General features: G+C 45.0%; 20 protein-coding genes. 3 read left to right on the top strand and 17 right to left on the bottom strand.

Features of this window, described 5'->3' with window-relative positions; genetic code table 11:
• Positions 1 to 22 precede the first annotated feature (22 nt).
• Positions 23 to 844, bottom strand: coding sequence for a prephenate dehydratase (locus BW716_RS04995; protein ID WP_083721423.1), 822 nt, complete (start codon positions 842 to 844; stop codon positions 23 to 25).
• Positions 845 to 1398: 554 nt separating this feature from the next.
• Entirely contained in the window at positions 1399 to 1626 is a 228-nt protein-coding gene (locus BW716_RS04990) for a hypothetical protein (RefSeq protein WP_083721422.1), read from the bottom strand.
• 252 nt (positions 1627 to 1878) lie between these two features.
• Here BW716_RS04990 and BW716_RS04985 point away from each other — a divergent pair, with 252 nt between their 5' ends.
• Together BW716_RS04985 and BW716_RS04980 are read left to right on the top strand one after the other, a co-directional pair.
• A complete protein-coding gene (locus BW716_RS04985) occupies positions 1879 to 2448 on the top strand; it encodes an RNA polymerase sigma factor (RefSeq protein WP_083721421.1) in 570 nt (189 codons plus the stop codon).
• A gap of 35 nt (positions 2449 to 2483) precedes the next feature.
• A complete protein-coding gene (locus BW716_RS04980) occupies positions 2484 to 3563 on the top strand; it encodes a S1C family serine protease (protein ID WP_083721420.1) in 1080 nt (359 codons plus the stop codon).
• A gap of 127 nt (positions 3564 to 3690) precedes the next feature.
• Here BW716_RS04980 and BW716_RS04975 read toward each other — a convergent pair whose 3' ends face one another.
• The 15 genes from BW716_RS04975 to BW716_RS04910 all read right to left on the bottom strand — a co-directional run bounded on the left by BW716_RS04975 (position 3691) and on the right by BW716_RS04910 (position 20848).
• Positions 3691 to 4401 carry a carboxypeptidase-like regulatory domain-containing protein gene (locus BW716_RS04975; protein WP_083721419.1) on the bottom strand — a complete coding sequence of 237 codons (711 nt, stop codon included), beginning with the start codon at positions 4399 to 4401 and terminating at the stop codon, positions 3691 to 3693.
• Between the two features lie 105 nt (positions 4402 to 4506).
• A complete protein-coding gene (locus tag BW716_RS36040) occupies positions 4507 to 4656 on the bottom strand; it encodes a lmo0937 family membrane protein (protein ID WP_143708720.1) in 150 nt (49 codons plus the stop codon).
• Position 4657: 1 nt separating this feature from the next.
• Positions 4658 to 4843: a CsbD family protein gene (locus BW716_RS04970; RefSeq protein WP_083721418.1), complete on the bottom strand. Its 186-nt coding sequence runs from the start codon at positions 4841 to 4843 to the stop codon at positions 4658 to 4660.
• Between the two features lie 68 nt (positions 4844 to 4911).
• On the bottom strand, positions 4912 to 5862 hold the full coding sequence (locus BW716_RS04965) for an aldose 1-epimerase (protein WP_179090995.1): 951 nt from the start codon (positions 5860 to 5862) through the stop codon (positions 4912 to 4914).
• Positions 5863 to 5942: 80 nt separating this feature from the next.
• A complete protein-coding gene (xylA, locus tag BW716_RS04960) occupies positions 5943 to 7271 on the bottom strand; it encodes a xylose isomerase (protein ID WP_083721416.1) in 1329 nt (442 codons plus the stop codon).
• A 45-nt stretch (positions 7272 to 7316) separates the two neighbouring features.
• Positions 7317 to 8783, bottom strand: coding sequence for a xylulokinase (locus BW716_RS04955; protein WP_083721415.1), 1467 nt, complete (start codon positions 8781 to 8783; stop codon positions 7317 to 7319).
• A gap of 72 nt (positions 8784 to 8855) precedes the next feature.
• Positions 8856 to 10553: a sodium/sugar symporter gene (locus tag BW716_RS04950; RefSeq protein ID WP_083721414.1), complete on the bottom strand. Its 1698-nt coding sequence runs from the start codon at positions 10551 to 10553 to the stop codon at positions 8856 to 8858.
• Between the two features lie 103 nt (positions 10554 to 10656).
• The gene (locus BW716_RS04945; RefSeq protein ID WP_083721413.1) at positions 10657 to 11766 is read right to left on the bottom strand and encodes an FAD-binding oxidoreductase; all 1110 of its coding nucleotides are present in this window, start codon (positions 11764 to 11766) and stop codon (positions 10657 to 10659) included.
• Positions 11767 to 11776: 10 nt separating this feature from the next.
• The gene (locus BW716_RS04940; protein ID WP_083721412.1) at positions 11777 to 12733 is read right to left on the bottom strand and encodes an NADP-dependent oxidoreductase; all 957 of its coding nucleotides are present in this window, start codon (positions 12731 to 12733) and stop codon (positions 11777 to 11779) included.
• Positions 12734 to 12834: 101 nt separating this feature from the next.
• Positions 12835 to 14091 (bottom strand): threonine ammonia-lyase IlvA, encoded by a 1257-nt coding sequence (ilvA, locus tag BW716_RS04935; protein ID WP_083721411.1) that lies wholly within the window; start codon positions 14089 to 14091, stop codon positions 12835 to 12837.
• Between the two features lie 62 nt (positions 14092 to 14153).
• Positions 14154 to 14744 carry an acetolactate synthase small subunit gene (gene ilvN / locus BW716_RS04930; protein WP_083721410.1) on the bottom strand — a complete coding sequence of 197 codons (591 nt, stop codon included), beginning with the start codon at positions 14742 to 14744 and terminating at the stop codon, positions 14154 to 14156.
• Between the two features lie 28 nt (positions 14745 to 14772).
• On the bottom strand, positions 14773 to 16530 hold the full coding sequence (ilvB, locus tag BW716_RS04925; RefSeq protein WP_306460908.1) for a biosynthetic-type acetolactate synthase large subunit: 1758 nt from the start codon (positions 16528 to 16530) through the stop codon (positions 14773 to 14775).
• Positions 16496 to 18175 (bottom strand): dihydroxy-acid dehydratase, encoded by a 1680-nt coding sequence (gene ilvD / locus BW716_RS04920; RefSeq protein WP_083721409.1) that lies wholly within the window; start codon positions 18173 to 18175, stop codon positions 16496 to 16498. The genes ilvB and ilvD overlap by 35 nt, the downstream gene beginning before the upstream one ends.
• Before the next feature lie 448 nt (positions 18176 to 18623).
• Complete coding sequence (locus BW716_RS04915) at positions 18624 to 19529, bottom strand: branched-chain amino acid transaminase (protein WP_083721408.1); 906 nt, start codon at positions 19527 to 19529, stop codon at positions 18624 to 18626.
• Positions 19530 to 19945: 416 nt separating this feature from the next.
• A complete protein-coding gene (locus BW716_RS04910; RefSeq protein WP_083721407.1) occupies positions 19946 to 20848 on the bottom strand; it encodes a sugar phosphate nucleotidyltransferase in 903 nt (300 codons plus the stop codon).
• A 232-nt stretch (positions 20849 to 21080) separates the two neighbouring features.
• Here BW716_RS04910 and BW716_RS04905 point away from each other — a divergent pair, with 232 nt between their 5' ends.
• Positions 21081 to 22424 carry an alpha-L-fucosidase gene (locus BW716_RS04905; protein WP_083721406.1) on the top strand — a complete coding sequence of 448 codons (1344 nt, stop codon included), beginning with the start codon at positions 21081 to 21083 and terminating at the stop codon, positions 22422 to 22424.
• Positions 22425 to 22500: the final 76 nt, after the last annotated feature.

Here is a 22500-nt window from a genome sequence, read left to right as displayed (position 1 = left end):
AATAAAGACTAAACAACTTCGATTATAATGTTTTGCCTTTTTTGTAGATACCGAGCACTTTCAGATGTTCAGTCAGCGGTGTGATTTTGCTGATGCCTTTCTGGAAAGTAGCCAGATCTTCGAATTCGAAATCGGCGTGGAAATAATAGTTCCACTCTTTGGTTGGCATTGGGAAAGACTGCAGTTTGCTCAGGTTAATACCTGTACTTGCTACCTGTGTCAGCACCTTTGCCAGACTACCAGATTCGTGAGATGTCTGGAAATATACAGATGCTTTGTTGGAATCTGCCGCAGGTTCTACACCATTTGGAGAAATAACCAGAAAGCGGGTATAGTTGTTTTTGATGGTATGGATGTTGGGTGCAATGATTTCCAGACCATAAATTTCAGCTGCCAGTTTGCCCGCGATGGCAGCTGTTGTTTTCAGTTTCTTGGTAGCCACATGTTTTGCACTCAGGGCGGTATCTTCAGTTTCCACCAGTTTCATTTGCGGATATTTATCCAGGAAGTCAGTACACTGCAACAGCGCCATATGATGACTGTGTACTTCTCTGATATCTTCCAATGGCGTACCGGGCAGCGCCATCAAATGTTGTTTGATATGCAGGTATACTTCTCCGATTACATGCAGGTTCGAGTTTTTCAGCAGGGTGTAGTTTGGAAGTATACTTCCGGCAATCGAGTTTTCGATGGCCATCACACCTGCATCGGCTACCTGCGTTTTTACTTTTTTAATCAATTCCGCGAATGAAGCACAACATTCGATCGTTATATCCTTTCCATAGTATCCTTGTGCCGCTATTTGGTGAAAACACCCTTCGAATCCCTGAATTGCGATGTGCATCTTTAATTTGATTTGTTTGTATTTGATAGTTGCTACAACAACTACCGGATAAAATGAAAAAGGGCCCCGGTTGAGCCGGGACCCTTTAAAGTGCAGTTATATGTTTAGTGCATTTTTTACAAGAGAGTCCCGGCCTTTACGACGTAAAAGAAAAAGTAAAAAAAGTAAAAGAAGTAAAGACTGAAACGGCGTAACATATATCGAGTTATTTGAAAAAAAGAAGGCCTCCCTTATCGGGAGGCCTTTTTGTTAGTTTCTTTTTATGTTTAAGTACTACAAACGACCTCCCTAATTCTGGTACCAGAAAAAGTAGAAACCATAAAAGTAACCAAAGGTTGTTTGCTGTATCATAATTTGCTTGAATTGCACGACAAAAATACATCAGGATTTGAATTGTCCAAGCACTTTTATGAAAAATTATATTCTATTTAATAAAAGGCCGGAAATTCAATGATTTATTCAAAAATGATGGCTCCACTACCCCTATAGGTAAAAAAAACCGCCCTGCGGTTGCAGAGCGGCATATAAAAAGCTTTATTGCTTGCGGAATAAGATTAGTGCTTAACTGAATCTTTAGCAGCAGTAGCGATAGAATCAACTGCAACCTTGCCTGAATCAGCCTTAGCAGTGATAGAATCGTTAGCAGCGTTTGCTACTGAATCGATAGCCTGTGTAGCTGCAGCTGTAGAATCAGTAGCAGTTTCGCTTGCGCCACCGCCACATGCAGTTACAAATACACCCAGTGCTAATGCTAAGAAACCAATTTTCAGTGCGTTCTTCATTTTTTTATTTTTTAGGTTTTTTGAAATATTGTTTCTTCTTTATACCAGGATGAAAGAAAGGTAACCCAGCTTTTCAGAAATATTTTTCAAAAAATCTATTTTTTAAATAAAACCAGCCATAGGCAAGGTTTTTAATTATATAAATTATAAGTTTATATGAAAAAAGATGGCAGTCTGCATCTATCACCTGGCTGAAAACTTATTTTTTTTCCCCTACTTTGGGTTACCAAAGCGATATAATAGTATTAATAAGTGAAGCATAATCTGAACATAGAAAGGGATCGGGAATTATTACTGGGACTTACCCGGAATGACGATAAAGCGCTGTCTACCATCTACGTGGAAAATTTTCCGGCCGTATTAAGAATGGTTTTACAGCATAAAGGTTCTGAGGATGATGCAAAAGATCTTTTCCAGGAGGCTATGATCGTACTATATGAGAAAGCACAGACAAGTGAATTTGATCTCTATAGTAAGCTCAAGACCTATTTATACGCCATCTGCCGCCACCTCTGGCTCAAAAAACTCCAGTCGGGCAGCTGGCAGCTCTCCCTGCCGGAGGAACTGGAAGCAGTAATACCGGCAGACAACCATATGGAAGACCATGATAAAAAGGACGAACAGTTCCGCATCATGGAGCAATCTTTGGGTAACATGGGAGAACCCTGCAAGACTATCCTGGAAGATTATTATATCAGGAAACTCTCCATGGCAGATATAGCAGAGAAATTCGGGTACACAAACGCGGAAAATGCAAAGAATCAGAAGTATAAGTGCCTGATGCGATTAAAGAAACTCTTTTTTGATAAATATAAATTATAGGGCCCCTACAGGACCCGCAAAGTGGTTTACAGGCGATGAATGATACAAATCTAATACGTGATATTGAACGCTATCTGGAAGGCGATATGAATATGCAGGAAAAAGCTGTATTCGAAACGCTGTGTCAGTCCAACCCGGTAGTAAATGAGCAGTTGAAAGCCCATCAGCACATTACGGCACAGCTGGAAAGTTACGGCCGCAGGTTGGCGCTGCAGGAGAAAATGGATCATATCCATGCCTCCCTCGATATGGACATACTGCGTGATGCAGCCACTCCTGCTCCGGCCAGGGTCATCCCTTTCCGCAGAAGGTTGCTCACTAACGTTGCGGCCGCTGCCTGTATCGCCCTCGTTACCTCGCTGAGCACGATCGCCCTTATCCAGAAAGCAAACAGACAAAAAACTACCGCACAATATGAGGATGTAAGACGGGTGCTGAACAATATCCAGCGCTCTCAGAACGCCCTCATCAACGATATTAATAATAAGAAGCGGGTACCGGCTAACCCCGGCACTTACGGAGGCACTGGTTTTGCCATTACCGACAATGGATATGTGGTCACTAACTACCATGTGGTAGCAGGGGCTGATTCTATCTATATCCAGAATACCAAAGGAGAAGCTTACAAAGCTACCAGCGTATTCGAAGACATCTCCAGCGATCTGGCGATCTTAAAGATCACTGATAGCTCCTTCAGAAGCCAGCCTATTCCTTATTCCGTAAAATTCCAGAAAGCCCTGCGTGGCGAGAAAGTCTTTACACTGGGCTATCCACGTGACGAGATTGTTTATGGAGAAGGTTATATCAGTGCACAAACTGGTTTCAATGGAGACTCTGCCGCTTACCAGGTATCTATACCTGTAAACCCAGGCAACAGTGGTGCACCACTCATGGATGCAAAAGGTGATGTAGTAGGTATTGTAACCGGCAAACAAACAACTGCTGACGGGATTGCTTTTGCAGTGAAATCAGCACAGCTGAAGCGCCTGCTGGAAGAAATGCCGAAAGAGAAGATGGGTAAATGGAATCACAAGAATCGCCTTGAGAATCTGACCCGCGTAGAACAGATCAAAAAGCTGGAAGATTTCGTATATATGGTGAAAGTCTACAACTGATAAAATATTTTTTCTATTGGCCTCTGCAACCAAAACTGCCACTCTGAATTCAGGGTGGCAGTTCTTATTTAATGCGTTTTTTTAAGCAAAAAACCTTTTCAAATTTTTTGTTGATTTTTCTTTTTCACTACTTCTTCCACGCTTTATACTTATCCGTAATCCAATACATCAGATCCTCTGTCGGCATCATTCTCAGCGTATCGTAATCCGGATAATTCTCCATCATAAACAGTCTCAGGCTATCTCCTTTTAATGTGGTCACCCTGCTCACAAATAATGGAGTATACCTTGAATCGATGTATTTGTCTTTTTCAGCCTTGGCATAAATCTTCTTGAACTCACGCTTCTGTTTCTCCCTTCTTGAATACCGGGTGAATGGACTAAATACGATCCCTGCGCCTACCGGTGTACTCCCACCTGCCAATGGCTTGTTAGGATTATCCAGTATATACCCGAACTGATCCCGCCTGTTGATGGAGTCCAGCTGATAAGGTGTGAACTTCGTGGTCACCTCTACCCCATGCAATTGCCGGCTCTCTACTACCAGGTGAATCTCCCTCGTCACGATCCCATCGTCGGCACTGACTAACAGGCTATCAGGATTGTACCCAAGAAAAGTAAATACCACCATGTCTCCCTTCCTCGCTGAAATCTTATAAAAACCGCCCTTATCAGAATAAGACCTTCGCCCGGTTGTCTTGTTTGTAATACTTGCGTATGGCAGTACTAATCCATTCTCCTTGTCTATAATCGTACCGGTGAGGGTAACCTGTGCCTGGCTCTTTTCTGCCAGTAGACTGCAAAGTACCAGCAGGAGCAATAAGGGCAATTGTTTCATATATCGGTTCTGTTTATTCCACCAAGTTCCTTAAAAAAACTAAAAATCCCCCCGTAGCCAGGAGGATTTTACATGATTATTTTGTCACAGTAAGCGAAAGATCACTCAACTGCCACCTCTTATCACCTGTAAAAGAATGGCTATAATCGCTATTACCAACAGAATGTGGATTAACCCACCTGCGGAATATACAAAGAAGCCTAACAACCAACCGATAATAAGTATTACTGCAATGATATACAACAGACTTCCCATTTTACACAGATTTTAGCATTTTAATAACTTCGTCCCTGCTCTTGCCCAGCTTTTGCTGAATTTTACCAATCAACCGATCTTCCTGTCCTTCTTCATACAGCAAATCATCGTCCGTCAGATCTGCGTATTGCTGTTTAATCTTGCCCTTAATCTCATTCCAGGCACCTTTAATTTGTAAAGTATCCATAACATTAACTTTTTAGGGTGAAACAATGCTTTACAAAATTCAAAGACTATGCCAGAGGAGACAAGTTACTAATATGCTATAGCTGTGATGGCTGTGCTGAATACCCGTTCTTCGCCGGGTTCCAGCGTCACCAGCCCCATGCCGTTATTAAAGGCATTCGGGGCACCGGTGAGGTGCTCAATCGCAATACTGTTGCGGTGATTAGGGATATAGATCTGTAGGATTGGATAACATGGTTCCGGGTAAAAATGGATCAATACCCGTTTCCGCGGATCCCGCAATGTAGCCAGGGCACTATGCCTGCTGAAATCCAACACAAAACTGTTGTCCAGCGGTATGCCTGCCAAACTTTGGGCTTCAAGGAACCTGTCGTAAGGCAACACATTGCCGGTTGGTATCAGTTGCGCATTAAATTCTACTATTTGTTCCGAAGCAAACTGCAATTCCAGCTCATCGACCGGGGTACCTGTACTAAAATAAGGATGCCAACCGTCCATAACAGGAATAGGCCTGTCTGCATTGTTCAGGATAAAAGTTGAAATACGTAGCTGCTGACCGGGTTCCAGGTGATACTTCACCTCACAGTCATAGGGGAACGGATATCCTGCATCATTCCCAGTATAAGTATGGCGCAATGTCAGCACCGCACCTTTTTCATCAGCTTTCTGGCTCACTACCTCAAACGGTACATCGAAGAGCAGACCATGAATGGCATTGCCGGAACTGAGTGTTTTCACAATAGTGTAATCCTGTTCTTCCCAGCGATAGGTGCCGGAAGGAATGCGACAAGCGAAAGGACTTAGCTTGGCACTCTTATAGTATTCCGGCAGGTTCAACTTGTAGTCGTCCAGACTTTCATAACTATCGATGATGTTCAGGAAATTTTCTCCATACGGTATTTTAAAGGCATGCAGCAATGCGCTGTGTGCCGGAATGATCTCTGCCCGTGTACCAGTGTCGCCGTCGATAAGAGCGATAATATCAAAGCCCGACTGATGATATGATTGAATGGAAAACATAGTGTAGAATTGTATACAATACCAAGTTACACAAAAAAGGCCGCTACAATGTAGCGGCCCTTCTATATAATCAGTTAAATTTAGATATACTGATTGATGATATTTTCTAACCATTCCTGTCTGCCACTGATCATCTTTGGCTCGCCATTCGCAATTGCAATGCTGCGCAGATCTTCCAATGTCAGTTTACCATCTTCAAATTCCTTTCCTTTACCGGTATCAAATGATGCATAACGGTCTTTACGGAATTGTTTGTAAGCAGACTGTTCCAGGATCTTTTCAGCTACAATCGCTGCACGTGCAAATGAATCGATGCCACCAATGTGTGCATGGAAAATGTCTTCCAGATCTGTAGAGTTACGACGTGCTTTCGCATCGAAGTTCACACCACCACCTGCAAATCCACCCGCTGGTAATATCACCAGCATCGCTTCGATCAGGTCATTCAGGTTCATTGGGAACTGGTCAGTATCCCAACCATTTTGTGTATCACCACGGTTCGCATCAATGCTACCCAGGAAACCACCATCAACTGCTACCTGCAGTTCATGCTGGAAGGTATGGCCTGCCAGTGTAGCATGATTTACTTCAATGTTCAGTTTAAAATCCTTGTCCAGACCATAGTGACGGAGGAAACCGATCACCGTAGCTGAATCGTAATCGTACTGGTGTTTGGTAGGCTCACAAGGTTTAGGTTCGATGAAGAACGTACCTTTGAAACCTTGTTTGCGTGCATAGTCACGCGCCATGCCAAGGAATTTTGCCAGGTGGTCCTGCTCACGCTTCATATCAGTGTTCAGCAGGGTCATATAGCCTTCACGACCACCCCAGAATACATAGTTTTCACCATCCAGTGCGATGGTCGCATCCAGGGAGTTCTTTACCTGGGTACCTGCATACGCAACTACAGAAAAGTCAGGGTTGGTGCTGGCACCGTTCATATAGCGGGGGTTGCTGAATACATTCGCAGTACCCCAGAGCAGTTTTACGCCGCTGGCTTTTTGTTTTTCTTTTGCATACGCTACGATTGCCTGCATGCGGCTTTCGTATTCAGCAATGTTTGCACCTTCGTCTACCAGGTCTACATCGTGGAAGCAGTAGTAAGGAAGACCTAGTTTGGTGATGAATTCAAACGCTGCATCCATTTTGTCTTTTGCACTCTGCACAGCATCTGGCGCTGTAAGCCATGGGAATTGTTTGGTGCCCGGACCGAATGGGTCGCCACCAGTTCCGCAGAAGGTATGCCAGTAAGACACCGCAAACCGGAAGAGTTCCTTCATGGTTTTACCACCGATCTTTCTGTTCTCATCATACCATTTGTAAGCAAATGGGTTGTTTGACTGAGGACCTTCATAGGCGATTTTCCCAATGCCTTTGAAGTATTCCTTGTTTCCAATTGTAATGCTCATTGTAAGTGTTTTTTTTGATCCTAACGTGTTATGTGTGTGTGTGTGTTAAAATTTCAATCCCTGCAGCCACTCTTCATAAATACCCTTATATGGATTATTCGCCTCCGGCTCTATTGTAGCCAGACACTCCATCCCCTTAAATGCATCCTCCACTGCATACAATCCAGCGCCCACACCCGCTGCTCTTGCAGCGCCCTGCGCACCATCTGTATTGTACAACTCAATCACCACATCAGCCGTATTTGCAAATATCTCTCTGAATAATGGACTCAGGAACATATTCGCATGACCGGCTCTCACCCGTGAAATATTCAATCCCATATCCTGCATAATATCCATCCCGTATTTCAGTGCAAATACAATCCCTTCCTGTGTGGCACGCAGCATATGTTCCCTGCCATGAATATTGAAGTTGAGTCCTTTGAACTCCGCACCAATCTCCTTGTTAGCAAGAATACGTTCTGCACCATTGCCAAACGGATAAATCTTCAATCCACGTGAACCTACAGGTGCTACTGCTGCCAGTGCATTCATCTCTTCGTAAGATGGTTTGCCTACCAGTTGTCGCATCCAGCTATTCAGAATACCCGTACCATTCAAACACATAAGTACGCCATTACGATGTGCAGTGGCTGTATCATTCACATGTATGAAAGTATTTACCCTGCTCTGTGCATCAAATGCAATATGATCATGTACTGCATATACCACACCCGAAGTACCTGCTGTAGTCGCAGCTTCACCAGGTTGTAATACATTCAGGGAAAAAGCATTATTCGGTTGGTCACCCGCACGGTAAGTGACCGGTGTACCTGCCGCCAATCCCAGCAACGACGCTGCCTGCGCAGTCACCTTGCCCTGTAATCCAAAAGTAGGAACCACATCTGACAACAGCTTCTCACTGATACCATAATGTTTCAGCAACACCGGCGATACCTGGTGCTGGCTAAAATCCCAGAAGATCCCTTCAGACAAACCAGAAATAGTCGTAGCTGCATCACCCGTGAGGCGCATAGCAATGAAATCGCCAGGGAGCATCACTTTGTCAATGCGCTCATAAATGGCAGGTTCATACTCCTGTACCCAACGTAATTTAGAAGCTGTAAAATTTCCGGGAGAGTTTAAGAGATATTGCAGACACCAGTTAGGGCCCAGTTTTTCAAAAGCTGTATTCCCTATTTCAACTGCCCTGCTGTCGCACCAGATTATTGCAGGACGCAAAACCTGCTGATCCTTATCCACACATACCAGCCCATGCATCTGATAGGCAATGCCTATACCAGCTACAGCCGATCCATCAAAAGGGTGAATTTGTTGTAACTTTTTCGTTGCATTTTGAACTTCCTGCCACCACATCTCAGGATCCTGTTCTGCCCATCCCGCCACCGGCGCATGCATGGGCATTTCCTGGGCAGGGCTGATAGCCGTAGCCACACATTTTCCTGTATCAGTATCCAGCAGGGCCGCCTTTACTGAAGACGATCCTATATCATAACCAATCGTATACCTCATAACGCTTGCAGGTTTATAAAAAAAGAAAGCTGGCTAAACAGGATGTTGTTAGCCAGCTTTGTCAAATATCTCTTACCAGAAAATGGTATATAATGCTACCAGGATACCACAGATCAAAATCGCTGTGATGGCAAATGGCATAGAAGTCCTGAACATAGAAGCATCCACTTCCAGACCTTTAGACTCATCTACCATTTCTGCACCCGCCACTTTCACCTTAGCAGGAGCTACCAGTGAAATCAGGATCATACCAATCACACACACCACGAATACAATACCCATACGATCCAGGAACGGAATTTCATAGATACCGTTTGCTGCCGGTACGGAGAAACCGATGCTATTCAAAGCAGAAAGATCCGCCCAACCTGGCAGGAACTTCAGGATGATAGACAGTGTAAAACCACCGATCATTGCAAACAGCGCTGCACCTGAAGTCGTACGTTTCCAGAAGAATCCCAGCAGGAACATCGCAAAGATACCCGGTGATACGAAACCAGTGTATTCCTGTATAAACTGGAAACCACCTTTCTTATCAATACCCAGGAATGGAGAAATGATAATCGCCAGGATCATCGCAACAACTACCACGATTTTACCTGTTCGTACCACATGCTTTTCATCCGCATTTTTCGCAAAGTGTTCTTTATAGATATCCAGTGTGAAGATGGTAGAAATACTGTTTGCTTTACCAGCCAGGGAAGCAACTACCGCAGCTGTCAGCGCAGCAAAAGCCAGCCCCTTCATACCAATTGGCAACAGGTTCATTAACACCGGATAAGCATTGTCAGGATTGAGTTCACCACCCTTCACCATTTCTGCCTGGAATAGACCGCGGCTATGCAATACATAAGCAGCGATACCAGGAATTACCACGATCAGTGGCATCAGGAGTTTCAGGAAACCTGCGAAGAGCAGACCAGAACGCGCTGTTTTCAGATCAGCACCCAATGCACGCTGTGTAATATATTGGTTACAACCCCAATAGTTTAAGTTTACAATCCACATACCACCTACCAGGATAGATAATCCAGGCAGATCCAGGTAGTGAGGATCTTTTTTGTCCAGGATCATATGGAAGTGATCACCAGCATGTTCTGTCATCAGGTGGAAACCTTTGAGCACACCAGTTGTGCCGAAATGCTCAGATACCAGGTTCAGGGCCAGGTAAGTTGTAGCCAGACCACCCAGGATCAGGAAGAATACCTGGATCACGTCTGTATAACCAATTACTTTCATACCACCCAGCGTGATAAACACGGCAAAGACGGCCAGCAATATCATACAAACATTAAAGTCAATCCCTGAAATAGTATTGATTGCCAGTGCTCCCAGGTACAGGATGGAGGTCAGGTTCACCACTACATACAGCAGCAACCAGAATACCGCCATAATGGTACTCACTGTCTGGTTATACCTGCGCAGCAGGAACTGCGGCATGGTATAAATCTTGTTTTTCAGGTAAATAGGGAGGAAAAATACCGCTACGATAATCAGGGTAGCAGCAGCCATCCATTCGTAAGTGGAAATCGCCAGACCTATATTAAAACCGGAACCGGCCATACCAATAAACTGCTCCGCAGAGATGTTGGAAGCGATCAGGGAAGCACCAATGGCCCACCATGTAAGGGATCCTTCTGCCAGGAAAAAGTCTTTGGAGTCAGTAGTTTTTCGTTTCTTTTTCTGGTAGATATATATACCGTAACCGGCAACTATCGCGAAATACACCAAAAAGACAACATAATCGAGGAATTGTAAACTCTTTTGCATAAAATCAACGTGGTATAAAATAATTGTTGGTCAATATAGTAACATTTTTATTAAACGTAAAATTTACATTTAAAAATTATTTCAGTGGCGGACTTGATCGTGATCATTCTTTTATAAGGATATCGGCTAATTGTGCCCCGATAGCGGTTCCAATTGCGACGCCCATGCCGCCCATTCTTACGCCCAGCGCGATTCGGGGTGAATGACGGCGGATAACCGGCTGCCGGTTCTGGCCAAAAGCCATAATGCCAGCCCAACGGTCAGCAATATTAAACGAAAAACCCGGCAAAATAATATGGCGTAAACGGTTTTCCAGTTCTGTATGAATTTGGGCATTCAATTCAAAAACAGTGGTAGCCTCCCCGGCAAAGTCCATATTACGACCTCCCCCGAATAGTACACGGCCTTCCAGCTCCCTGAAGTAATAATACCCCTCGTCCATATGGTAGATACCTTTAAAAGGTAATCCTGGTATAGGATCGGTTATTAATACCTGCCCCCTGCCGGGCACTACATCCAGGTCAGGGATCAGCTCACGGGTAAATGCATTTGTACAGATTCCTACCCTACCCGCCATAAAGGAATACTCCCCCACTGACACATATACACCACCATCAGACTCCGAAATACCTGAAATCGTACACCCCGTCTTAATCTCTACCCCATAAAAAAGCGCCAGGTCTATCAACCGGCGCATCATCTTCCCCGTATGTAACTCCCCCTCAAAATTATTCCTGATCAAAGCCTTTACATACGATTTATTAAATCCGAAATCACTGGAAACCAACGTAAACGCATCTCCCCCCAACAAAGGCCGCAACAAGTCATTCATGCCATCAATTTCCGACAGTGCAGGTAACTCCTTCTCTCCTATCAGCTCATAACTCCCATTCTCCCTGTAATCCATATGCTGATCACCCACACGATGCCGCAAGGCATGTAACCCCTGCCAACGCAACTCCAACAATGCCAATACTTCAGCAGCAGGCAATTGTCGCAAATCTGCCAGCAACTCCGTCAAACTCCCTATACAGGCAAACCCCGCATTCTTTGTACTCGCCCCTGTAGGCAATACTCCCTTCTCCAATACAAGCACACGAACCTGCGGCTGCGCTTCGCGCAGACTGATAGCCGTGGACAAACCCACGATACCACTGCCGGCAATAATGTAATCGTATTGAAGAAGGGATTGTTTTTCCCAGTAGCTGAGCATAATATATCTTTTAGATCACCAGCACGACTTTGCCGGTTACATGACCCGTTTCCACAGCTTCATGTGCTTTCCCCACATCTTCCAGTGGAAAAGTCTGATCAACTTTTACTTTCAGATCACCCACCGCCAGCAGATCGGCCAGTTGCTCCATTCTTTCACCAGATGGGGTTACCATCATCCATTTCACCATCACTCCTTTGGAAGCAGCTTTCTCCAGGATCGCCGGATCATCTTTATACATCGAAGGCAGGCATACCAATACGCCCCCGGGGTTCAATACATCTATAGAACGAAGTGAGTTTTCACCACCTATACCATCCAGCACCACATCCATATCCTTTGCTATAACAGTAAAATCCTGTGTGTTATAATCCAGCGGCAGATCCACTCCCAGTTCATTCAGCAGACCATGATGCTGCTGCGAAGCTGTACCTACTACATAAGCACCTTTCCATTTAGCCAGTTGTACTGCAATATGGCCAACGCCACCCGCTGCTGCATGGATCAATACTTTTTGCCCCCCGGCCAGCTGGCCATGGTCAAACAATGCCTCCCAGGCTGTGAGTGCCGCCAACGGGGTAGCTGCTGCTACCTCATTACTCACCGAAGCGGGTATCAGGGCAAATTCATCTTCCTGCACAATCGCGTATTCTGCATACGCATTCCCCGCATGTGGAAAATTGCTCATTCCAAACACACGTTCATTTCTGTCAAAACGGCTTACACCATCACCCAGGCTCACCACCTCACCGGCTATATCCCAGCCAAGTACAGCAGGGAGTGCCAGTTCTTTGGCAGCTATGCCTTTCCCATTACGGGTTTTATAATCAACAGGATTAATACCTGCGGCGCGTACTTTTATAAGTAACTGACCTGCCGCTGGCAGGGGTACGGGTATTCTTTCGATAGTCAGGTTACTGGCAGGGCCAAATTCCCGCAGCAGGGCTGCGCGCATGAGATTGCTCATCTTCCGGAATTATTTATCTAAATGTAATTAAAAGGGGCAAAATAAAACCTCCTGCGTAATACAGGAGGTTAATTTCTTGTTACCAGATATATTGCAACACCTTACACTAAGTAACCAAATAAGTCATCATCTTCATTCAGTGCAGTATAATGAATACCGTACTTCGAAAAATTGGCCACCAGGATATCATAATCCTCTTTCTTTTTTAGTTCCACACCTATCAGTGCAGGACCCATTTCTTTATTATGCTTTTGGATAAATTCAAATCTTGTGATATCATCATCAGGTCCCAGCACATGGTTCACAAACTCTTTCAGGGCTCCCGGGCGCTGTATAAAGCGGATGATAAAGTAATGTTTCAGCCCTTCATACAGTAAAGACCTTTCTTTGATCTCCTGCATGCGATCGATGTCATTGTTACCACCACTTACTATACATACTACTTTCTTGCCTTCGATCTCTTTAGCAAAATCGTCCAGTGCGGCGATAGACAGGGCGCCAGCCGGCTCCACTACGATCGCATCTTCATTGTACAATTTCAGTATGGTAGTACAAACCTTACCTTCTGCTACGGTGTGCATTTTATCCAGCACATCTTTACAGATTTCGAAATTCAGCGTACCTACTCTCTTCACGGCAGCACCGTCTACAAAGCGCTCAATTTCGCCCAGCGTTACAGGTTCCCCCTTTTCCAGTGCAGCAGTCATAGACGCAGCACCTTTTGGTTCTACCCCGATCACCTTGGTATGCGGACTGTATGTTTTAAAATAAGTACCTGTACCGGCAGCGAGTCCGCCACCACCGATGGGCACAAAGATATAATCAATATGAGACTGGTCTTCCAGTACCTCTACAGCTACTGTACCTTGTCCTTCTATGATCTTGGGGTCGTCAAAAGGAGCAACGAATGTCATACCGTGCGCTTTTGTATACGCCTGCGCTTCGGTAGAACAATCATCAAATGTATCTCCCACCAGTCTGATCTCAATATTATCTCCGCCAAACATGTTTACCTGGTTCACCTTCTGCTTCGGGGTAATGATCGGCATGAAGATGACACCTTTAATATCCAGCTGACGACAGGCATATGCAACACCCTGCGCATGGTTACCCGCGCTGGCACATGTTACACCTTTGGCCAGCTGATCTTTGTCCAGACTACTGATCTTGTTATATGCACCACGCAGCTTATACGAGCGTACAATCTGCATGTCTTCTCTTTTCAGATAAATATCGGCATTGTACCTGCGTGACAATGTTGGACTATAGGTCAGCGGTGTTCTGTTCACCACTGGTTTCAACTTCACCGCTGCATCGAGAATATTGAGCGGATTAACACTTGTTAATACCTGGGACATGTGATTGAGATAAGAACTAGGGCTGACCATACGGTCAGCCCTAATGAATTTTATTATAGTTATTAGATACTCTCTGCCTGATGTGAACCTGGCTGTCCGTGTGTATAATCCACTTCGGCCAGATCATCTGTCTCTTGTTCGGACAGATTTTTCAAATGATCATGGAAACGACGACTCCATTTCACGATCGCCACGCGACCGCTCTTGGAATACTCTATCAGTCCATAAGGTGCCAGTTTCGCCTGTAGCGCTATCAGCTCCTCCTGGTGACCGGTCTTCTCCAATACAAAGTATTCGTCTGTAATGGTCAGGATCCTTGCCGCATTTTCACGGATCAGCTTTTCGATGCTGCCATTCTTCAATGCTTTGGTTGAGATCTTATACAGTGCCAGCTCCTGGTATACCACTTCATCCTCTTCATGTACAAATGCACGGTGAATTTCCACCAGTCGCTCGATCTGACCAACTACTTTATCCAGTAGCGATCTTTCTGACAGTACAGTGATGATGAACTTGTAAACACCCTCAATCTCCGTTGGTGCGGTTGTGAGGCTGGTGATATTGATTCGACGGCGCGTAAAGATAACAGTGATACGGTTCGTGATACCGATCCTGTCTTCTGTATATACCGTGATTGTATATTCTTTTTGCATAAAAATTCTTCGTTGTTAAAAAGGTTTACTACTCGAGCCTGATATGAGCAATTGGAGCACCAGCTGGTACCATCGGGAATACGTTGTCTTCCTTCTCTACGACTACCTCCAGCAGGTAAGCACCATCGTGGGAGATCATTTCATCAACGGCCGCCACAATATCAGCACGGTCAGTTACCTTCTTGCCCGGAATGTAAAACCCTTTCGCAATCTGTACGAAGTCAGGGTTAGTCATTTCGGTGGAAGAATAACGCTTGTCATGGAACAGCTGCTGCCACTGACGCACCATACCCAGGAAGTTGTTGTTCAGGATCACGATCTTCACACCAATCTGTGACTGGTAAATCGTGCCTAACTCCTGTAAGGTCATCTGGAAACAACCATCCCCAATCACAGCTACTACTTCTTTTTCCTGAGCACCCATCTTAGCACCCATAGCAGCTGGCAGTGAGAAACCCATGGTACCCATACCACCACTGGTGATATTGGTATTTGGATCCTTGAAGCGGTAGTAACGGCTGGCAATCATCTGGTGCTGACCTACGTCTGTAACCAGTACTGCTTTACCTCCTGTACGTTCAGAGATGATACGTACTACTTCCGCCATTTTCAGGGCACCTTCTGTAGGGTACAGTTCACCACGGTTTACCTTCTCCTGTTCCTGCTTGTCTGCCTCTTTGAAGCCAGCAATCCACTCATCGTGTTTTGCTTCTTTCACCAATGGCAACAAGGCTTTTAGCGCAGTTTTAGCATCGGCATGTACACCTACTGTTGCAGTGATGATCTTGTTGATCTCAGCAGCATCAATTTCGATGTGGATAACCTTTGCCTGTTTTACATATCTGGTAACATCCCCGGTTACGCGGTCATCAAAGCGCATACCTACAGCAATGACTACATCACACTCGTCGGTTTTGATATTAGGTGCATAGTTACCATGCATACCCAGGAAACCCACATAGTTAGGATGATCTACCGGAACAGCAGAGAGACCTAACAAGGTGGAAGCGATCGGAATACCTGCTTTTTCAGACAGGGCGATCAGTTCCTTTTCAGCGCCAGCGAGCAGTACCCCATGTCCACACAGGATGTAAGGTCGCTCAGCTTCGTTGATCAGGGCAGCAGCAGATTTCACCGCTTCGATGTTCAGCTTTGGAACAGGGTGATAACTACGGATATATTCACACTTGCTATATTCAAAATCGAACTTGGCAACCTGTGCATTCTTGGTAATATCTACCAGTACAGGACCCGGACGACCACTGGCAGCAATGTAAAATGCTTTGGCGATAGCTCCCGGGATATCTTCAGCACGGGTTACCTGGATATTCCATTTAGTAATAGGAATGGTAATCCCGATCACGTCAGTTTCCTGGAAGGCATCGGTACCCAGCAGGTGAGCAGCCACCTGACCTGTGATACATACCATTGGAGTAGAATCCATATAAGCATCTGCCAGACCAGTTACCAGGTTGGTAGCACCGGGGCCGGAAGTAGCAAATACCACCCCCACCTTACCAGAGGTACGGGCATACCCCTGCGCAGCATGAGTAGCACCCTGTTCGTGGCGTACTAATATATGATGGACCTCATCCTGAAAATCGTATAGGGCATCATAAATGGGCATAATGGCCCCACCTGGATAGCCGAAAATGGTTTTCACATCTTCTGCAATCAGCGAGCGGATTACGGCTTCGGAACCGGTAATATGTAGTTTTTCCTCAGTAGCCGCTGCTGGCTGATTAGCCGGCTCAGGCTTCATCGGTAACACATCCTTCTGTTGCATTTGAAACAAGTTTTGCGTATTTATATAATACCCCACTAGTTACCTTCAGGGCAGGTTTTACCCATTTGGCGCGGCGTGCAGCGATTTCTTCATCGCTTACTTCCAGCTTAATGGTGTTGTGTTTTGCGTCAATTTCGATCATATCGTTGTCCTCAACCAATCCGATCAGGCCACCTTCTACCGCTTCAGGGGTAATATGACCTACCACGAAACCGTGGGTACCGCCGGAAAAACGGCCATCGGTGATCAGTGCTACGCTCTTACCAAGACCTACACCCATAATGGCGGAGGTAGGTTTCAGCATTTCAGGCATACCTGGTGCACCTTTCGGCCCTACGTTGCGGATCACCACTACGTCGCCGCTCTTTACACGGCCACTGGTGATACCTGCTATCAGTTCATATTCACCATCGAATACCCTTGCGGTACCACGGAAGAACTCACCTTCTTTACCAGTAATCTTAGCTACGGAACCCAGTTCTGCCAGGTTACCATACAGGATCTGGATGTGACCGGATTCTTTCAGTGGTTTTTCTACCGGAACGATGATGCTCTGGCTTTCGAAATCCAGGTCTGGTACGCTTTCCAGGTTTTCAGCAATGGTCTTGCCAGTTACGGTCAGACAATCGCCATGGAGCAGACCAGCTTTCAGCAGGTATTTCATTACCAATGGAACGCCGCCAATTTTGTGCAGGTCTTCCATCAGGTATTTACCGCTTGGTTTCAGATCGGCGATCAGTGGAGTGCTGTCGCTGATACGCTGGAAGTCGTTGATGTTAAACTTCACACCAACTGCTTTTGCAATAGCGATCATATGCAGCACGGCATTGGTACTACCACCCATGGCCATAATCACTACAGCAGCGTTTTCAAAAGCCTTGAAGGTCATAATGTCCTTTGGCTTGATATCTCTTTCGAGCAGCAGACGAATATACTGGCCTGCTACTCTACATTCTTCGCGTTTTGCTTCGCTCTGAGCTGGAGTAGAAGAACTGTAAGGAAGGCTCATACCCATTGCTTCGATAGCGGAGCTCATGGTATTAGCTGTATACATACCACCACACGCACCGGCACCAGGGCAGGAGTTCATGATGATACCTTTATAATCCTCGTCGTTCATATTACCCGCCATTTTCTGGCCAAGTGCTTCAAAAGCGGAAATGATGTTCAAATCCTGTCCTTTATAATGACCAGGAGAGGTAGAACCACCATATACCATGATAGCAGGACGGTTTAAACGACCCATTGCTATCAGGGAGCCTGGCATGTTTTTGTCACAACCAGGAACAGTGATGAGGCCATCATAATATTGGCCACCTACTACAGTTTCGATGGAATCAGCAATCAGATCACGGCTGACCAGCGAGTAACGCATACCTGGTGTACCATTGGTCATACCATCGCTGACGCCTATGGTATGAAAGGTAAGGCCGACCAAATCATTAGCCCAGACCCCTTTTTTGACCTCCTGTGCCAGTTCATTCAGGTGCATATTACAGGTGTTGCCATCATATCCCATGCTGGCAATGCCCACCTGTGCTTTCTTCAGGTCCTCATCTGTTAAACCTATACCATACAACTGTGCCTGGGTCGCAGGCTGTGTAGGGTCCTGAGTGAGCGTTTTGCTGTACTTGTTCAATTCCATCTTTCAGTAAATGTTTGTCTGGGTTCCGGTGTTGTTCATTCAACCGGTTCCCAAATGTTGAATATCATGTTAAGCAGGATACAAAGAAGCGGCTATATGCGCCAAGTTCCAAACCGACATTTAGGGGTCCAACCGGATTTCAAGCGTGTCCATTTTCGTCTCAAAACCGCTATGGTATTGAATAAATTGGACTCAAAAATCCAAAATCCAACTATTAAAAAAATCTTCTAATACGTACGCTGATCCTTTAAAATGGGAGTGGTCTGACGGCTGTCCGCCATCGGACCACTCACCTATTGAATATCAAAGCGAAGCAGTGTTCATTGGGTTTACCAGGCAATAATGCACCCGGTATGTTCTTATTTCTAAATTATATACAAAATACAACCTCTATTCCAGAAAAGATCCTGAAAATGATTCAGTTATATATTCTGAACACCTTAATCCCTTACGCCACTTTCACTGAAGAACGATCAAATTCCTTCTCCAGCACCTTAGCTTTATAAGCCTGCTGCAGCAGCTTACCCAGAGATGAAGCCCATGGCTTACCAAAACTCTGACCATCCAGTGATTCGATGCCGATTAGTTCAGCAGCAGTACCACAGAAGAATGCAGCGTCAGCCTGCTTCAGTTCGTCGGTAGTGAACAGTCTTTGTTCTAACGGAATGTTCAGCTCCTGACACAGTTCAATCACTGTAGCACGGGTGATACCAGGTAGAATAGCACCTGGAGGTGGGGTTACGAGCTTACCATCTTTTTCGAAGAAGATATTAGCACCAGGGCCTTCAGCTACATAGCCTTCCAGATCCAGCAACAGTGCCTCGTCAAAGCCTTTTGACTTAGCTTCCTGAGAAGCCAGGATCGAGTTGATGTACAAACCTGCCGATTTGGATTCAATCTTGAATGCCTTTGGATTTGGACGCTGATATGAAGATGTCATTACTTTCAGCAGCTTTTCACCCAGGTAAGCACCCCATTCCCATGCACAGATCATCACGTTCATTTCTGATGCAGCTTTCAGGGTCATGTTTGGTGGGCAATAAGCCAGCGGACGAATGTATGCTTCCTGCATATTGTTCAGTTCCAGCACCTTGTAACAAGCGGTGATTAACTCTTCGTTGGTGTAGTTGTAAGGCATATGAATTAACTCACAGCTGCGACGGAAACGATCGAAGTGCTCTTCTGCCTTGAAGATCTTCACTTCTCCACTAGCAGTCTTATAAGCTCTGATACCTTCGAATACGGCGTATCCATAATGTAATGACTGACCAAACAGGTCGATTTTGGCTTCGGTGGCTTTCTTATACTCCCCGTCCACGTAAATGATGGTGTTCTCGTTGTAATAGCTATACATATAATTCAGATATTAGAAATCTAGTGAAATAACAGGCATAAAAAAAGCCTCCCTCTGGTGGAGGAAGGCTGTATATTGATTTGGTTGTACACAGTTACCTATCCTCCATACTGGTGGCTAATAATGACAACGACGATCACAACGAGCGTAATAGCCCAGTTGAGCTGAGCTACGATGTGATTAATCTTGTTATTGTCTTTATTTACCCACATTGGAGGAATACTTTGATGTTTAACTGTACAAAAGTATTGGTGATTGAAGTAAAAAACAATACAATCAAAAAATTTAGTGATTTCGCAAACAAATCTTCCCTTTTTGAAAATATTGAAATTTAACCCCTTTTCTTTGTACGTTTTTAATAGAATCAGTAGAATTATTGTATAACGACTGACATCAATTAACACCAGATGGTAGTTTTATTTCCACAGGTTAGTTGGATATTCTCCTGACTCAACCAGTGCTGATAAACTAGCCTGTACGCCTGGTGCATCTTCCTTGTATGTAACACCGAACCACTGTGCACCTGTAGGTAATACATTAACCACACCCAGTTTGTTCTGAATGAAGTTGTCCACTACAATCGGAATAAAGAATTCAGACTTCGGCTTATCACCATCTTTCTCCAGGAATTCCTTGAACAGCTTCTGGCTATTCTCAAATACATTCTGGTGGAAACCCCAGAAATTCATGGATACCGGTGTTTCAGGTGCCAGTTCGTGCTTGCTGCCATCAGCATTTTCGTATACGATCTTATCGCCATCCTTATATACCTTGGTACGCTCGTTGATCTCAGCCAGGTTGCCATTGCTATCAGCGGCACATACCCCACGGGATACGGAACCATGCTCAGAAATGGTCTTGTTCAGCTGATAACCCACTACGCTATATACATCAGGTTTGCAGGAGTTTTCGAGAAATTTCGCCATTTTCTCAAACGAATCACGACCATAAAAGTCATCTGCGTTGATCACTGCAAATGGTTCGTTGATCGCGTTTTTAGCACACAATACAGCATGCGCAGTACCCCACGGCTTAGTACGATCCGCTGGTACCGGATATCCATCCAGGAAAGCATCCATCTCCTGATATACGTAATCAGTCTGTACGCGACCCTTCAGTTTAGGTTCAAAAATCTCTCTGAATTCCGCTTCAAAATCCTTCCTGATAATAAACACAATCTTACCAAAACCTGCTCTGATCGCGTCATAAATTGAGTAGTCGATAATAGTCTCACCGCTAGGGCCAAACTGCTGTATTTGTTTCAAACTACCATAACGGCTCGCCATACCGGCTGCCAGAATCAATAAAGTGGGTTGCATCTTTACTAGATTGTTTTAATTAATTTTTTATTGTAATTGGCGAAAATCCAGGGACTAAATTTACTGATTAAAACTATTTTCACGCTTTCTTTTTCAATAACATAGGTGTTTCTACTTTCGTAGCTCTAGCCATTAGAGTTACCTGTAATATTAGTCCTGTAGGTGGTATCAAACCAGCAAACACTATACCAACCCGGACTGTTACATTATTATTATCAATTTTTATCTGCCAATGAAAAGAATCTTTTTGCAGGCTGCTATTGCCTTTGCGTCATGTGCCAACGCCTTTGCCCAACAACATGTTCCTCCTTCGGAAATCGCTCAAAAGATGCAATGGTTCTCCGATGCGAAGCTCGGAATCTTTATTCACTGGGGTATATATTCCGTAAATGGGGTCGACGAATCCTGGTCATTCCACAATAAAAAAATATCATATCAGGACTATATGTCACAACTAAAAGGCTTTACTGCTTCAAGTTATGACCCTGTTGCATGGGCATCGCTCATCAAAGAGTCCGGCGCCCGCTATGCGGTGATCACCACCAAGCACCATGATGGGGTAGCACTGTGGGACAGCAAATTAAGTAAGCTGGATGCGGTGAACAGTACACCCGCCAAAAGAGATGTACTCACCCCCTTCTATGCCGCCCTGCGTAAAGAAGGCATTAAATGCGGTGCTTACTTTTCGTTGATCGACTGGAGTTATCCCGACTATCCCGGCTTTTTGAAAGACAGTTCCCGCTATAATGCCGCTAAAGATACTGTGCGCTGGCAACGCTTCCGCAACTTCTACGAAGGACAACTTAAAGAAGTAATGACCCAGTTCAACCCTGACCTCTGGTGGTTCGATGGCGACTGGGAACACAGCGCTGCTGAATGGGAAGCACCTAAAATGCGGACCATGCTCACCACCCATAATCCTAACACGATTATCAATGGCCGCCTGCAGGGATATGGTGATTACGAAACACCAGAACAAAACTTCCCGGTCACCCGCCCTCACTACAACTGGTGGGAACTCTGTATGACTATCAATAGCAACTGGGGCTATCACCCTGACGATACCAGCTGGAAAACACCTTATGAAATCATCACCATCTTTGCAGATGCAATCAGTAATGGTGGTAACCTCCTGCTGGATATCGGCCCTGATGCCGCTGGTCACATTCCTCCTGAAGAAGTAAACGTACTGAAAGAACTGGGTGCATGGAACAAAAAACACGCACCAGCTATCTTCAATACCGTCGGTGGTATACCACAAGGTCACTTCTATGGTCCTACTACCCTCTCTAAAGATTCTACAACCCTCTACCTCTTCCTCCCGGGCAGGATGAGCGGATCTGTAATGGTAAAAGGCCTTATGAACAATATCAGGAATATTCAGGTGGTAGGAACAGACGTTCAACTATCTCATAAAATCGTTGGTAAAATTTCATGGAGCAGTGTGCCCGGTCTTGTGTATATTGACGTACCAGAAAATGTTCAGGATAAATACATGACTGTATTAGCCCTGCAATTGGACAAGCCTGTAAAGCTGTACAGGGGTAAAGGAGGTTTCCTGACGAATAACGATTAATTTTTAATGCCGGCCGCAGGCCATCACAGCTTCTATATCTTTTGCCCGAGGCCAAAGTCGTAAAAGCAAAACAGCT

The organism is [Flexibacter] sp. ATCC 35208 (assembly GCF_001975825.1).
Classification (GTDB): Bacteria; Bacteroidota; Bacteroidia; order Chitinophagales; family Chitinophagaceae; genus Chitinophaga.
Note: the sequence above shows the minus strand (reverse complement) of the source record. Positions and strands in the feature narration are given on the sequence as shown.

Excerpts from the sequence above, each read along its gene's own strand:
- BW716_RS04915 (WP_083721408.1), bottom strand. The coding sequence starts at position 19,529 with ATGTATAGCTATTACAACGAGAACACCATCATTTACGTGGACGGGGAG.
- BW716_RS04950 (WP_083721414.1), bottom strand. The coding sequence starts at position 10,553 with ATGCAAAAGAGTTTACAATTCCTCGATTATGTTGTCTTTTTGGTGTAT.
- BW716_RS04965 (WP_179090995.1), bottom strand. The coding sequence starts at position 5,862 with ATGTTTTCCATTCAATCATATCATCAGTCGGGCTTTGATATTATCGCT.
- ilvA (WP_083721411.1), bottom strand. The coding sequence starts at position 14,091 with ATGTCCCAGGTATTAACAAGTGTTAATCCGCTCAATATTCTCGATGCA.
- BW716_RS04990 (WP_083721422.1), bottom strand. The coding sequence starts at position 1,626 with ATGAAGAACGCACTGAAAATTGGTTTCTTAGCATTAGCACTGGGTGTA.
- BW716_RS04955 (WP_083721415.1), bottom strand. The coding sequence starts at position 8,783 with ATGAGGTATACGATTGGTTATGATATAGGATCGTCTTCAGTAAAGGCG.
- BW716_RS04980 (WP_083721420.1), top strand. The coding sequence starts at position 2,484 with ATGAATGATACAAATCTAATACGTGATATTGAACGCTATCTGGAAGGC.
- xylA (WP_083721416.1), bottom strand. The coding sequence starts at position 7,271 with ATGAGCATTACAATTGGAAACAAGGAATACTTCAAAGGCATTGGGAAA.
- BW716_RS36040 (WP_143708720.1), bottom strand. The coding sequence starts at position 4,656 with ATGGGAAGTCTGTTGTATATCATTGCAGTAATACTTATTATCGGTTGG.
- BW716_RS04995 (WP_083721423.1), bottom strand. The coding sequence starts at position 844 with ATGCACATCGCAATTCAGGGATTCGAAGGGTGTTTTCACCAAATAGCG.
- ilvD (WP_083721409.1), bottom strand. The coding sequence starts at position 18,175 with ATGGAATTGAACAAGTACAGCAAAACGCTCACTCAGGACCCTACACAG.
- BW716_RS04940 (WP_083721412.1), bottom strand. The coding sequence starts at position 12,733 with ATGAGCAATCTCATGCGCGCAGCCCTGCTGCGGGAATTTGGCCCTGCC.
- ilvN (WP_083721410.1), bottom strand. The coding sequence starts at position 14,744 with ATGCAAAAAGAATATACAATCACGGTATATACAGAAGACAGGATCGGT.
- BW716_RS04910 (WP_083721407.1), bottom strand. The coding sequence starts at position 20,848 with ATGCAACCCACTTTATTGATTCTGGCAGCCGGTATGGCGAGCCGTTAT.
- ilvB (WP_306460908.1), bottom strand. The coding sequence starts at position 16,530 with ATGCAACAGAAGGATGTGTTACCGATGAAGCCTGAGCCGGCTAATCAG.
- BW716_RS04945 (WP_083721413.1), bottom strand. The coding sequence starts at position 11,766 with ATGCTCAGCTACTGGGAAAAACAATCCCTTCTTCAATACGATTACATT.
- BW716_RS04905 (WP_083721406.1), top strand. The coding sequence starts at position 21,081 with ATGAAAAGAATCTTTTTGCAGGCTGCTATTGCCTTTGCGTCATGTGCC.
- BW716_RS04975 (WP_083721419.1), bottom strand. The coding sequence starts at position 4,401 with ATGAAACAATTGCCCTTATTGCTCCTGCTGGTACTTTGCAGTCTACTG.
- BW716_RS04970 (WP_083721418.1), bottom strand. The coding sequence starts at position 4,843 with ATGGATACTTTACAAATTAAAGGTGCCTGGAATGAGATTAAGGGCAAG.